The sequence below is a fragment of the Streptococcus mitis genome (genome assembly GCF_047464035.1).
In the GTDB taxonomy this organism is placed as follows: domain Bacteria; phylum Bacillota; class Bacilli; order Lactobacillales; family Streptococcaceae; genus Streptococcus; species Streptococcus mitis_DX.
Window position 1 is genome coordinate 1 of record NZ_JASHCQ010000037.1, and the last position, 12616, is coordinate 12616.

14 protein-coding genes and 1 tRNA gene are annotated in these 12616 nt (G+C 40.8%); 13 read left to right on the forward strand and 2 right to left on the reverse strand.

Features of this window, described 5'->3' with window-relative positions:
- Positions 1 to 259 precede the first annotated feature (259 nt).
- From rpoE to QM818_RS08670, 11 genes are all read left to right on the forward strand, one after another.
- Positions 260 to 847, forward strand: a complete 588-nt coding sequence (gene rpoE / locus QM818_RS08620) for a DNA-directed RNA polymerase subunit delta (protein WP_033687659.1) — start codon at positions 260 to 262, stop codon at positions 845 to 847.
- Between the two features lie 235 nt (positions 848 to 1082).
- Positions 1083 to 2690, forward strand: coding sequence for a CTP synthase (locus QM818_RS08625; protein ID WP_414300166.1), 1608 nt, complete (start codon positions 1083 to 1085; stop codon positions 2688 to 2690).
- 119 nt (positions 2691 to 2809) lie between these two features.
- On the forward strand, positions 2810 to 3883 hold the full coding sequence (locus QM818_RS08630) for an N-acetylmuramoyl-L-alanine amidase family protein (RefSeq protein ID WP_414300167.1): 1074 nt from the start codon (positions 2810 to 2812) through the stop codon (positions 3881 to 3883).
- A gap of 204 nt (positions 3884 to 4087) precedes the next feature.
- Complete coding sequence (locus tag QM818_RS08635) at positions 4088 to 4387, forward strand: DUF4651 domain-containing protein (RefSeq protein WP_001815024.1); 300 nt, start codon at positions 4088 to 4090, stop codon at positions 4385 to 4387.
- Positions 4384 to 4701, forward strand: coding sequence for a thioredoxin family protein (locus QM818_RS08640; protein ID WP_000615781.1), 318 nt, complete (start codon positions 4384 to 4386; stop codon positions 4699 to 4701). The genes QM818_RS08635 and QM818_RS08640 overlap by 4 nt, the downstream gene beginning before the upstream one ends.
- 15 nt (positions 4702 to 4716) lie before the next feature.
- Positions 4717 to 5343, forward strand: a complete 627-nt coding sequence (ytpR, locus tag QM818_RS08645) for a YtpR family tRNA-binding protein (RefSeq protein WP_261219644.1) — start codon at positions 4717 to 4719, stop codon at positions 5341 to 5343.
- Positions 5344 to 5384: 41 nt separating this feature from the next.
- Positions 5385 to 6146, forward strand: a complete 762-nt coding sequence (locus QM818_RS08650) for an SDR family NAD(P)-dependent oxidoreductase (protein ID WP_125447844.1) — start codon at positions 5385 to 5387, stop codon at positions 6144 to 6146.
- Between the two features lie 75 nt (positions 6147 to 6221).
- Positions 6222 to 6617: a single-stranded DNA-binding protein gene (locus QM818_RS08655; RefSeq protein WP_000282464.1), complete on the forward strand. Its 396-nt coding sequence runs from the start codon at positions 6222 to 6224 to the stop codon at positions 6615 to 6617.
- A 155-nt stretch (positions 6618 to 6772) separates the two neighbouring features.
- A complete protein-coding gene (gene groES / locus QM818_RS08660; RefSeq protein ID WP_000917337.1) occupies positions 6773 to 7057 on the forward strand; it encodes a co-chaperone GroES in 285 nt (94 codons plus the stop codon).
- 15 nt (positions 7058 to 7072) lie between these two features.
- Entirely contained in the window at positions 7073 to 8695 is a 1623-nt protein-coding gene (gene groL, locus QM818_RS08665; protein ID WP_084953044.1) for a chaperonin GroEL, read from the forward strand.
- 137 nt (positions 8696 to 8832) lie between these two features.
- Complete coding sequence (locus QM818_RS08670; protein WP_000567567.1) at positions 8833 to 9600, forward strand: epoxyqueuosine reductase QueH; 768 nt, start codon at positions 8833 to 8835, stop codon at positions 9598 to 9600.
- Positions 9601 to 9670: 70 nt separating this feature from the next.
- On the opposite strand, the gene ntdP is transcribed toward QM818_RS08670, so the two are convergent.
- Complete coding sequence (gene ntdP / locus QM818_RS08675; protein WP_000775316.1) at positions 9671 to 10204, reverse strand: nucleoside tri-diphosphate phosphatase; 534 nt, start codon at positions 10202 to 10204, stop codon at positions 9671 to 9673.
- Positions 10205 to 10292: 88 nt separating this feature from the next.
- Positions 10293 to 11069, reverse strand: coding sequence for a recombination regulator RecX (gene recX, locus QM818_RS08680; RefSeq protein WP_261081113.1), 777 nt, complete (start codon positions 11067 to 11069; stop codon positions 10293 to 10295).
- A 37-nt stretch (positions 11070 to 11106) separates the two neighbouring features.
- Between recX and rlmD the strand changes: the two genes are divergently transcribed.
- Together rlmD and QM818_RS08690 are read left to right on the forward strand one after the other, a co-directional pair.
- Entirely contained in the window at positions 11107 to 12462 is a 1356-nt protein-coding gene (rlmD, locus tag QM818_RS08685; RefSeq protein WP_265470584.1) for a 23S rRNA (uracil(1939)-C(5))-methyltransferase RlmD, read from the forward strand.
- A gap of 61 nt (positions 12463 to 12523) precedes the next feature.
- A tRNA-Glu gene (locus QM818_RS08690) sits at positions 12524 to 12595 on the forward strand.
- Positions 12596 to 12616 lie beyond the last annotated feature (21 nt).

A 12616-nucleotide genomic window follows, 5' to 3' on the forward strand; every position in this document is an offset into this window, starting at 1 on the left:
TGTTTTGTCATAGTAGACCTCATTTCTAACTCAAACGTCTCACACTTAATTCCACCATAAAAATCCGTTTTAGACTAATTTCCACTTTGGTTGGGCAAGTGGAAGTTACTTTGAGAAATTAGCAAATAAAAGTCCTATCACTTTCTCCCCCTTAACCTTTGACTATTCCGCAAAATTATCGTAAAATAAAGAGTAAATGATAAAATGAGGTCAGAGTCTGTTCGCTCTGGCGATAGTAGTATAAATGAGGAGAAACGCTTTGGAATTAGAAGTATTTGCTGGGCAAGAAAAAAGTGAACTATCTATGATTGAGGTAGCGCGTGCTATCTTGGAACTTCGTGGTCGCGACCATGAGATGCATTTTAGTGATCTTGTAAACGAAATTCAAAACTACCTTGGAACATCAAACAGCGATATCCGCGAAGCCTTGCCTTTGTTCTACACAGAGTTGAACTTTGACGGTAGCTTCATCTCACTTGGAGATAACAAATGGGGGCTTCGTTCATGGTATGGTGTGGATGAAATCGACGAAGAAATCATCGCTCTTGAAGAAAATGACGACGATGAAGTAGCACCAAAAGCTAAGAAAAAACGCGTCAATGCCTTCATGGATGGCGATTCAGATGCTATTGACTACAATGCAGATGATCCAGAAGACGAAGATGCATACGAAGCAGATCCAGCTCTTTCATACGATGATGAAAATCCAGATGATGAGAAAAACGAAGTGGAAGCTTATGATGCAGAAATCAACGAAATCGCTCCAGATGACTTGGGTGAAGACGTGGATCTCAACGAAGAAGACGATGAGTTTTCTGATGATGACGCTGAAAACAACGAGGAATAAAAGTTAGCTATTGACAATTATTCTATTTTTAGGTATCATATTGTTCGGGCACCTCTTTTAGAGGTCGGGGCTCCCTAGTTATTAGGGAGCTATTTTTGTTTTTCAAGAAGTTATCTTCTTGTATTTTGGTTGTGAATCTGGTGCAGTCGTTCCAGATTATTCTTATTAGTAGGGTCTTGTTTTCTATGTCCCCTCGTAGTTAGCAAGACCTTGAGCATTTTAGAAAGAGGAATCTATGTCTACGAAATATATTTTTGTAACTGGTGGTGTGGTATCGTCTATTGGAAAAGGGATTGTGGCAGCAAGTCTGGGTCGTCTCTTGAAAAATCGAGGTCTTAAAGTAACCATTCAAAAATTTGACCCTTATATCAATATTGATCCGGGAACTATGAGTCCTTACCAGCACGGAGAAGTCTTTGTGACAGATGATGGAGCTGAGACAGATTTGGACTTGGGTCACTATGAACGTTTCATCGATATTAATCTCAACAAATATTCCAACGTGACAACTGGTAAAATTTACAGTGAAGTTCTTCGTAAAGAACGCCGTGGAGAATACCTTGGGGCAACTGTTCAAGTTATCCCTCATATCACAGATGCTTTGAAAGAAAAAATCAAGCGTGCCGCTCTAACGACCGACTCTGATGTCATTATTACAGAGGTTGGTGGAACAGTAGGAGATATCGAGTCCTTGCCATTCTTAGAGGCCCTTCGTCAGATGAAGGCAGATGTGGGTGCGGATAATGTCATGTACATTCATACAACCTTGCTTCCTTACCTCAAGGCTGCTGGTGAAATGAAGACCAAACCAACTCAACACTCTGTAAAAGAATTGCGTGGACTGGGAATCCAACCAAATATGTTGGTTATTCGTACAGAAGAGCCAGTTGGTCAAGGAATTAAAAACAAACTGGCCCAGTTCTGTGATGTGGCACCAGAAGCCGTTATCGAATCGTTGGACGTCGAACACCTTTACCAAATTCCATTGAACTTGCAGGCTCAAGGTATGGATCAAATTGTCTGTGACCATTTGAAATTAGACGCACCAGCAGCGGATATGACAGAATGGTCAGCCATGGTGGACAAGGTCATGAACCTGAAAAAACAAGTTAAAATTTCCCTTGTCGGTAAGTATGTGGAGTTGCAAGATGCTTATATCTCAGTGGTCGAAGCCTTGAAACACTCTGGTTATGCCAATGACGCAGAAGTTAAAATCAATTGGATCAATGCCAATGATGTGACAGCAGAGAATGTAGCAGAACTCTTGTCTGCTGCGGACGGAATCATCGTACCAGGTGGTTTTGGCCAGCGTGGTACTGAAGGGAAAATCCAAGCCATTCGCTATGCGCGTGAAAATGATGTTCCAATGTTAGGTGTCTGCTTGGGAATGCAGTTGACTTGTATCGAGTTTGCTCGTCATGTTTTGGGGCTTGAAGGTGCTAATTCTGCAGAGCTTGCACCAGAAACAAAATACCCTATCATTGATATCATGCGTGATCAGATTGACGTTGAGGATATGGGGGGAACCCTTCGCTTGGGACTTTACCCATCTAAGTTGAAACGTGGCTCTAAGGCAGCAGCTGCTTACCACAATCAAGAAGTGGTGCAACGCCGTCACCGTCACCGCTATGAGTTTAACAACGCCTTCCGTGAGCAGTTTGAGGCAGCAGGCTTTGTCTTCTCAGGAGTTTCTCCAGATAATCGTTTGGTAGAAATCGTGGAAATTCCTGAAAACAAATTCTTTGTAGCGTGTCAGTATCACCCTGAACTGTCAAGCCGTCCAAATCGTCCAGAAGAACTCTACACTGCCTTTGTGACTGCAGCAGTTGAGAACAGTAATTAGCAAGACCAAAACCTTTGAGAACAATCTCAGAGGTTTTTTGCTTGCATATTTAGGATATGAGTTGCAAAATAAAAACATAGTGATATAATTAACATAACAACGACTAAGAAGGAACTACAATGAAAAAAATCACATTATTTGGTTTGTCTCTAGCTGGTCTAGCTTTGCTTGTTTCACCTCATTCAGGGCAGGCATTTGAGCTTAAAGAAGAATGGGTTGTTAAGTGTGGAGTACAGTATCAAGATGGCAAGATTCTTCGGTTTAACAATGGTCATGAAGTGGATATCAAAGTCTTGGATTTGCCAAAAACCGAGAAAATCGAGTGGACGGTTAGTCTCAATGGTCAAGATCAGACTGTCAATTTCCTAGGTCAAGAAAAGGATAAGTCTATGATGGGTGTAGAGGGGCGTTACCTGAATTTTTACGTACCTTATGGCTATAGAGGAGATATCAAGGTCGAGGCTAAGAGCGGAAACGAAGTGAAGACCTGGTCAACGAAAGTTGTGAATGATATTCATAATGATAGTGGAAAGAGAGGCTACTACCATATTAAAGAATCAAATGATCAATACACCTACCTTGATACAAAATGGGACTATCAAACCAAGACTTACACTGCTACCTTACCAGAGACTGTCAATGGTCAAAAAGTATATGCTTGGGCAGACTATGATAATGGTGAGTTGAAGCTTGAAAAACTAAAATCTATCAGTCATAAATATGATGGAGGATCTTTCAAAGAACTTTATCCGATTGTAAAAGCAGAAAGCTGGCTAAAATCAAACCAAAACTGGTACTATCAAAAACAAGGACAATTAGTGCAGAAGGATTGGGTTAAGGATAAGGGAACTTGGTACTTTATGAATGATAAAGGAGTCATGTTCAATCAAACTTGGCTCTATCAAGGTGGGAACTGGTATGCCTTTAGATCATCAGGAGCCATGATTGCGAGTAACTGGATTTATGACCAAGGCCAGTGGTACTATTTATCAACTTCAGGAGCTATGAAAGCAAGCACTTGGATATATGACAAGGGAGAATGGTATTATGTAAGTTCTTCTGGTGCCATGTTAGCGAATGATTGGGTCAAAGATAATGGCAAGTGGTATTATCTGGCTTCATCAGGTAAGATGCTTCGCAATACCTACACCCCTGATGGTTACTACGTTGGCAACTCAGGTGCCTGGCAATAAGAATAATACTCTTCGAAAATCTCTTCAAACCACGTCAGCTTTATCCACAACCTCAAAACGCTGCTTTGAGCAATCTGCGGCTAGCTTCCTAGTTTGCTCTTTGATTTTCATTGAGTATAAGAAGTCCTTTTCCTTAAAGGAAGGGGCTTTTTACTTGCTTTTTTTCTGTTTCCTCATTTGTCCTAAAGCCTTTTTTGTGTTAAAATGAATGGTATGAAAGCTAAAAAAATGTGGATGGCAGGTCTGGCTCTGCTTGGTATTGGAAGCCTTGCCCTTGCTACGAAAAAAGTTGCAGATGACCATAAGCTCATGAAGACTCAGGAAGAGTTGACAGCGATTGTGCGAGACCATTTTTCAGACATGGGGGAAATTGCGACCCTCTATGTTCAAGTCTATGAAAGCAGTCTAGAGAGCTTGGTTGGTGGCGTCATTTTTGAGGATGGCCGTCATTATACCTTTGTCTATGAAAATGAAGATCTAGTCTATGAGGAGGAAGTCTTATGATACAACCAGCAAGTTTAGAAGAATTAGCATCTTTGGTGGAAAAAGAGGGCAAGAAGGTCTTTCTTTTTGTGGCAGACTGGTGTGGCGATTGTCGTTATATCTATCCTGCCTTACCAGAAATTGAGGAGACCAATCCAGAGTTCACCTTTATTCGAGTGGATAGAGACCAGTATATGGATTTGGCCAAACTCTGGGATGTATATGGAATTCCTAGCCTTGTTGTTCTAGAAAAAGACAAGGAAATTGGTCGTTTTGTTAATCGCGACCGTAAAAGCAAGCAACAAATTAATGACTTTTTAGCAGGACTGAAATAGGAGAAAAAGGAAACAATGATTTTTACATATAACAAAGAACATGTCGGCGATGTCCTTATGGTCATCGTGAAAAATAGCGGAGATGCTAAACTGGATGTGGAACGCAAAGGCAAGGTAGCCCGAGTTTTCCTCAAAGAAAATGGAGAAACAGTGGCTTGGAATATTTTCGAAGTTTCAAGTTTGTTTGAAATTGCAGAGCGCGGTCAAGTATTTTTGACAGATGAGCAAGTCGCTCGTTTGAACCAAGAATTACAAACGGAAGGTTTTAAAGAAGAAATTATCAATGACAAAGAGCCTAAGTTTGTTGTTGGTGAAATTGTCGAGATGGTAGCTCATCCAGATAGTGACCACCTCAACATCTGCCAAGTTGCAGTCGCAAGTGACAAGACAGTGCAAATCGTTGCAGGGGCTCCTAATGCGCGTGTGGGGTTGAAAACCATTGTGGCTCTTCCTGGAGCTATGATGCCCAAAGGCAATCTTATTTTCCCAGGTGAGCTTCGTGGCGAAAAGAGTTTTGGCATGATGTGTAGCCCTCGTGAATTGCATTTGCCAAATGCTCCGCAAAAACGTGGTATTATTGAATTATCAGAAGACCAAGTTGCCGGAACTCCATTTGATCCAGCTAAGCACTGGACTGCCTAAGAAGTTGTTAGTATCTGATAGACCAGCTAGAAGGAAATAAGATGGCAAAAAATGTTGTGATTACAGGAGCGACATCAGGAATTGGTGAAGCGATTGCGCGTGCTTATCTGGAGCAGGGTGAGAATGTCGTTCTAACTGGACGACGGATAGACAGACTAGAAACCCTCAAGTCGGAGTTTGCAGAGACCTTCCCAAATCAAACAGTTTGGGCTTTTCCGCTAGATGTCACGGATATGAACATGGTAAAGGCTGTCTGCTCTGATATTCTAGAAACGATAGGTCAGATTGACATCCTAGTCAATAACGCAGGTTTGGCTCTTGGCTTGGCTCCATATCAAAACTATGAAGAGTTGGATATGCTGACCATGTTGGATACCAATGTCAAAGGTTTGATGGCAGTCACTCGCTGTTTCTTGCCAGCAATGGTAAAAGCCAATCAAGGACATATCATCAATATGGGCTCAACCGCAGGAATTTATGCCTATGCGGGTGCAGCAGTTTATTCAGCTACCAAGGCAGCGGTTAAGACCTTTTCAGATGGTCTGCGAATTGATACCATCGCAACGGATATCAAGGTGACGACTATTCAACCGGGAATTGTCGAAACAGATTTTTCGACGGTACGTTTTCACGGTGATAAAGAACGAGCTGCGTCTGTTTACCAAGGAATAGAAGCTTTGCAAGCTCAGGATATCGCAGACACAGTAGTCTATGTGACCAGTCAACCTCGTCGTGTGCAGATTACAGATATGACCATCATGGCCAATCAACAAGCGACAGGTTTCATGGTTCATAAAAAGTAAAAAATTTCCTCGAAAAGTTACAAATTTCTGTAACTTTTTTGATTTTCTGCGAATAGATAAGTAGGAGGAAAAAATATGTATAATAAAGTTATCATGATTGGGCGTTTGACGTCTACACCAGAATTGCACAAAACCAACAATGACAAGTCAGTAGCGCGAGCAACTATCGCTGTGAACCGTCGTTACAAAGACCAAAATGGGGAGCGCGAAGCTGACTTTGTCAATATGGTTCTATGGGGCAAACTAGCAGAAAGCTTGGCCAGCTACGCAACTAAAGGTAGTCTTATCTCTGTGGATGGAGAACTTCGTACCCGTCGTTTTGAGAAAAATGGTCAGATGAACTATGTGACTGAAGTCCTTGTGACAGGATTCCAACTCTTGGAAAGTCGTGCTCAACGTGCCATGCGTGAAAATAATGCAGGACAAGATTTGGCGGATTTGGTTTTGGAAGAGGAAGAATTGCCATTTTAAGCATTAAAAAGTCTGAGTTGGTCTCAGGCTTTTTATATTGAGAAAGTCAGACTTTTTTCTTGACTATTTCTGACCAAGTGATACAATAGAACTATGAATTAGCACTCAAGTGTAAAGAGTGCTAATGATATCTATCTCATTATGGAGGAAATCAGATGTTGAAACCATTAGGGGACCGTGTGGTCTTAAAAGTAGAAGAAAAAGAACAAACTGTTGGAGGTTTTGTCCTCGCAGGTTCAGCCCAAGAAAAAACCAAAACAGCTCAAGTTGTGGCTACTGGACAAGGTGTTCGTACCTTGAACGGTGACTTGGTTGCTCCAAGTGTTAAAGCTGGAGACCGTGTCTTGGTTGAAGCACACGCAGGTCTTGATGTCAAAGATGGCGATGAAAAGTACATCATCGTAGGCGAAGCTAACATCTTGGCTATCATTGAAAAATAGAAGGAGAAAGTAAGTATGTCAAAAGAAATTAAATTTTCATCTGATGCCCGTTCAGCTATGGTCCGTGGTGTCGATATCCTTGCAGACACTGTTAAAGTAACCTTGGGACCAAAAGGCCGTAATGTCGTTCTTGAAAAGTCATTCGGTTCACCCTTGATTACCAATGACGGTGTGACTATTGCCAAAGAAATCGAATTGGAAGACCATTTTGAAAATATGGGTGCCAAATTGGTATCAGAAGTAGCTTCTAAAACCAATGATATCGCAGGTGACGGGACTACGACTGCAACAGTCTTGACCCAAGCTATCGTCCGTGAAGGAATCAAAAACGTCACTGCAGGTGCCAATCCAATTGGCATTCGTCGTGGGATTGAAACAGCAGTTGCTGCAGCAGTTGAAGCCTTGAAAAACAATGCTATTCCTGTTGCCAACAAAGAAGCTATCGCTCAAGTTGCAGCCGTCTCTTCTCGTTCTGAAAAAGTCGGTGAATACATCTCTGAAGCTATGGAAAAAGTTGGCAAAGATGGAGTCATCACTATCGAAGAGTCACGTGGTATGGAAACAGAGCTTGAAGTTGTTGAAGGAATGCAGTTTGACCGCGGTTACCTTTCACAGTACATGGTGACAGATAGCGAAAAAATGGTAGCTGATCTTGAAAATCCATACATTTTGATTACTGATAAGAAGATTTCAAATATCCAAGAAATCTTGCCACTCCTAGAAAGTATTCTCCAAAGCAATCGTCCACTCTTGATTATTGCGGATGATGTAGATGGTGAAGCTCTTCCAACTCTTGTTTTGAACAAGATTCGTGGAACCTTCAACGTGGTAGCCGTTAAGGCACCTGGTTTTGGTGACCGTCGCAAAGCCATGCTTGAAGATATCGCCATTTTGACAGGCGGAACAGTTATCACAGAAGACCTTGGTCTTGAGTTGAAAGATGCGACAATTGAAGCTCTTGGTCAAGCAGCTAGAGTAACTGTGGACAAAGATAGCACTGTTATCGTAGAAGGTGCTGGAAATCCTGAAGCGATTTCTCACCGTGTTGCGGTTATCAAGTCTCAAATCGAAACCACAACTTCTGAATTTGACCGTGAAAAATTGCAAGAACGCTTGGCAAAATTGTCAGGTGGTGTAGCGGTTATTAAGGTCGGAGCTGCAACTGAAACTGAGTTGAAAGAAATGAAACTCCGCATTGAAGATGCCCTCAACGCTACTCGTGCAGCTGTTGAAGAAGGTATCGTTGCAGGTGGTGGAACAGCCCTTGTCAATGTTATTCCAGCCGTGGCTGATTTGGAGTTGGCAGGAGATGAAGCGACAGGCCGTAATATTGTTCTCCGTGCTTTGGAAGAACCTGTTCGTCAGATTGCGCACAATGCAGGATTTGAAGGATCTATCGTTATCGATCGTTTGAAAAATGCTGAAGTTGGCACAGGCTTCAACGCAGCAACTGGCGAGTGGGTCAACATGATTGAAGAAGGAATCATCGACCCAGTTAAGGTTAGCCGTTCTGCCCTTCAAAATGCAGCATCTGTAGCCAGCTTGATTTTGACTACGGAAGCAGTCGTAGCCAATAAACCAGAACCAGCAGCCCCAGCTCCAGCAATGGATCCAAGTATGATGGGTGGCATGATGTAAGCTTTCTATAGGAAACAACTTATAAAAAATACAAAATGAGGGAATGCCTATTCCTCCTTTTTATGATATTCACTTCTAAATTGATTTGAGCTCTCCTAACTTATATGATAAAATAAGACTAGAAAAAGGAGAAGAACATGATCGATGTAGAAGAAATTCTGAGCAAGATGAACCCCAATCAGAAGATTAATTATGACCGTGTCATGCAGAAGATGGTACAAGTATGGGAGAAAAATGAGCAACGGCCAACCATTCTCATGCATGTTTGCTGTGCCCCTTGCAGTACCTATACCCTAGAATATTTGACCAAGTATGCAGATGTGACCATCTATTTTGCCAATTCTAATATCCATCCCAAGGCAGAATACCATAAGCGTGCCTATGTGACTAAAAAGTTTGTCAGTGATTTCAATGAGCGGACAGGAAATACGGTCCAGTATCTAGAAGCTCCCTACGAACCAAATGAATATCGTAAGTTAGTCAGAGGTTTGGAAGAAGAGCCTGAAGGTGGCGACCGTTGCAAGGTTTGCTTTGACTACCGACTGGATAAGACAGCTCAAGTGGCTATGGACTTGGGCTTTGACTACTTTGGCTCAGCCTTGACCATCAGTCCTCATAAGAATTCTCAAACCATTAATAGTATCGGAATCGATGTGCAAAAAATTTATACAACCCACTATCTTCCAAGTGATTTCAAGAAAAATCAAGGCTACAAACGTTCGGTAGAGATGTGTGAAGAGTATGACATTTACCGTCAATGTTATTGTGGTTGTGTCTATGCAGCCCAAGCTCAGAATATTGACCTGGTTCAGGTTAAGAAAGATGCTACAGCTTTCTTGCTGGATAAGGATGTTGAAAAAGACTACTCCCATATCAAATTTACAGTTACAAAATTAGATATATAAGGATAAGCCCAGCTGTCAAGCTGGGTTTTTAAAATAAAAAAACCGGGGTCTTAACCCCAGTTTGACAACTTTACCGATTCTTTAGTTCTACATAGCGCTTGTACCAAATGTTTACATAGGCTTCTGAGAAAGGACCACGTCCATTGTTAATCCAATCAACAAGAATTTTGACATGTTCTTTTAAAATATAGTCCAAGTCATCAGAATAATTCATTTTGCGTTTGTGACGCTCATACTCCTCAACGTCCAAGAGACGTTTTTCCCCATCTGTAAAAATTTTAACATCCAAATCGTAATCAATATACTTCAGTGCTTCTTCATCCAGATAGTAGGGGCTAGCCATATTGCAATAGTAGGAAATTCCATTATCGCGAATCATGGCAATGATATTAAACCAATATTTCTTGTGAAAGTAAACAATAGCCGGTTCTCGAGTGACCCAACGACGACCATCACTTTCGGTAACAAGTGTATGATCGTTGACACCAATGATGGCGTTTTCTGTTGTTTTTAGTACCATGGTGTCCCGCCAAGTTCGGTGGAGACTCCCATCATGCTTATAACTTTGAATTGTAATAAAGTCGCCTTCTTTTGGAAGCTTCATAACTAACCAACTTTCTACAATTTATAAGTTTATCGTTTACTATTGTACCATAAAATTACCTAAAATCTGTGAATTTTACATGAAAATATTAAAGATATTCTCTGAGAGCGCTTGCTATATCCGAAAAATCGTAGCCCTTTCGTGCTAAAACTTGGGTTAAACGCTGTTTAAGTTCGTATCCTTCATATTTTCGGGCATACTTAGCATATTGCTTATCGAGTTCCTTGAAGATGAGTTCATGAGTCGTTTCTTGGTCAACTTGACTATCCAACTGGTCAAAGGCAGTTTTAGCATCAGAATAGGAAAACCCCTTGTTGGTCAGATTTTGGATTATCTTATCTTGCAAGGCACGAGCTGGAAGTTTTCCCTCATATTTTTTCAATAGTTTATTAGCTACACGTTGAGCAACTTCAGAAAAATCAAATTCTTTCAAGTTCTCTTCTATAGTAGATTTTGAAATCCCTTTTTGAGCTAGTTTCTGAGTCAGTACATAAGGACCCTTGTCTCCTGAAAGTTGATTGGCATTGATGATAGCATAAGCGTACTGAGCATCATTAATCCACTTATCTTCTTTAAGATTAATAATGACTTGAGAAACGATGTTTTCATCAATATCGTATTTTTTCAGATATTCTCTGACCTCTTTTTCAGTACGTGCTTTAAAGGATAGGTGGTAGAGGGCTAGATTCTTACCGTAAGAAAATTGGGCAAAGTCCTGAATATCTTTCAATTCTTCTTCACTTATCACCTTATCTCTTGATAACATAAAACGAACAATAGTATCTTCAGTAATGTAGCATTTGTCGCCATTATCAAGCTCCATCAGATAGAGTCTTTTTTTCTTTTCAAGTTTTGTGATTTTCATAGTTCTATTATAACTCAAAATGTGATAAGATAGGGGTATGAATCTGAAAGTGAAACAAAAAATACCATTAAAAATTAAGCGCATGGGAATTAATGGTGAGGGAATCGGCTTTTATCAAAAAACATTAGTCTTTGTGCCTGGTGCTCTCAAAGGAGAAGATATCTATTGTCAGATTACTTCTATTAAACGTAACTTTGTTGAGGCAAAATTACTGAAGGTCAACAAGAAGTCTAAATTTCGAGTTGTGCCGGCTTGTACTATTTACAATGAATGTGGAGGCTGCCAAATCATGCACCTCCATTATGATAAGCAGCTAGAGTTCAAGACGGACTTACTTCATCAAGCACTGAAAAAATTTGCTCCTGTAGGATATGAAAACTATGAAATTCGTCCAACTATTGGAATGCAGGAACCCAAGTACTATCGTGCCAAGTTACAATTTCAGACTCGAAAATTTAAAAATCAGGTCAAGGCGGGCTTATATGCACAAAACTCTCATTACTTAGTAGAGTTGAAAGAGTGCCTGGTACAAGACAAGGAAACTCAAGTGATTGCTAATCGTCTAGCAGAATTACTTACTTATCACCAGATTCCAATCACGGATGAGAGAAAAACTCTAGGTGTTAGAACTATAATGGTTCGACGAGCTAGAAAGACTGGACAGGTTCAGATTGTTATTGTTACAAATCGCCAGCTTAATTTAACCCTGCTGGTAAAAGATTTAATTAAAGATTTTCCAGAAGTTGTGACAGTAGCTGTTAATACCAATACAGCTAAAACCAGTGAGATTTATGGTGAAAAGACAGAGATTATCTGGGGACAAGAGAGTATTCAAGAAGGTGTTCTTGATTATGAATTTTCACTATCTCCTCGAGCATTCTATCAACTAAATCCTGAACAAACAGAAGTCCTCTATAGCGAGGCGGTAAAAGCGCTGGATGTTGATAAAGAAGACCATTTGATTGACGCTTATTGTGGAGTTGGAACGATTGGATTTGCCTTCGCAAAGAAAGTTAAAACACTTAGAGGTATGGATATTATTCCAGAAGCCATTGAAGATGCCAAGCGAAATGCTAAAAGAATGGGATTTGACAACACACATTATGAAGCTGGAACGGCAGAAGAGATTATTCCTCGCTGGTATAAGGAAGGCTACCGAGCAGATGCTCTGATTGTGGATCCACCACGCACAGGTCTGGATGATAAGTTATTAGATACTATTCTTACCTATGTACCAGAAAAAATGGTCTATATTTCTTGCAATGTTTCGACCTTGGCAAGGGATTTGGTGCGTTTGGTAGAAGTCTACGATGTCCATTATATACAGTCTGTTGACATGTTTCCACACACCGCTCGAACTGAAGCAGTGGTAAAATTAATTAAAAAAGTTTAAAAAAGGTGTTGACAAAGTTTGAAAAGCCTGTATAATAGTAAGAGTTAAAAATAACAACTCTGGTCCGTTGGTCAAGGGGTTAAGACACCGCCTTTTCACGGCGGTAACACGGGTTCGAATCCCGTACGGACTATGGTATGTTGCGGTTGAGGCA

What these genes read in the sequence shown, in the direction of transcription:
- QM818_RS08625 (WP_414300166.1), top strand. Translation starts at nt 1,083, where the DNA reads ATGTCTACGAAATATATTTTTGTAACTGGTGGTGTGGTATCGTCTATT.
- QM818_RS08630 (WP_414300167.1), top strand. Translation starts at nt 2,810, where the DNA reads ATGAAAAAAATCACATTATTTGGTTTGTCTCTAGCTGGTCTAGCTTTG.
- QM818_RS08635 (WP_001815024.1), top strand. Translation starts at nt 4,088, where the DNA reads ATGAATGGTATGAAAGCTAAAAAAATGTGGATGGCAGGTCTGGCTCTG.
- QM818_RS08640 (WP_000615781.1), top strand. Translation starts at nt 4,384, where the DNA reads ATGATACAACCAGCAAGTTTAGAAGAATTAGCATCTTTGGTGGAAAAA.
- ytpR (WP_261219644.1), top strand. Translation starts at nt 4,717, where the DNA reads ATGATTTTTACATATAACAAAGAACATGTCGGCGATGTCCTTATGGTC.
- QM818_RS08650 (WP_125447844.1), top strand. Translation starts at nt 5,385, where the DNA reads ATGGCAAAAAATGTTGTGATTACAGGAGCGACATCAGGAATTGGTGAA.
- QM818_RS08655 (WP_000282464.1), top strand. Translation starts at nt 6,222, where the DNA reads ATGTATAATAAAGTTATCATGATTGGGCGTTTGACGTCTACACCAGAA.
- groES (WP_000917337.1), top strand. Translation starts at nt 6,773, where the DNA reads ATGTTGAAACCATTAGGGGACCGTGTGGTCTTAAAAGTAGAAGAAAAA.
- groL (WP_084953044.1), top strand. Translation starts at nt 7,073, where the DNA reads ATGTCAAAAGAAATTAAATTTTCATCTGATGCCCGTTCAGCTATGGTC.
- QM818_RS08670 (WP_000567567.1), top strand. Translation starts at nt 8,833, where the DNA reads ATGATCGATGTAGAAGAAATTCTGAGCAAGATGAACCCCAATCAGAAG.
- ntdP (WP_000775316.1), bottom strand. Translation starts at nt 10,204, where the DNA reads ATGAAGCTTCCAAAAGAAGGCGACTTTATTACAATTCAAAGTTATAAG.
- recX (WP_261081113.1), bottom strand. Translation starts at nt 11,069, where the DNA reads ATGAAAATCACAAAACTTGAAAAGAAAAAAAGACTCTATCTGATGGAG.
- rlmD (WP_265470584.1), top strand. Translation starts at nt 11,107, where the DNA reads ATGAATCTGAAAGTGAAACAAAAAATACCATTAAAAATTAAGCGCATG.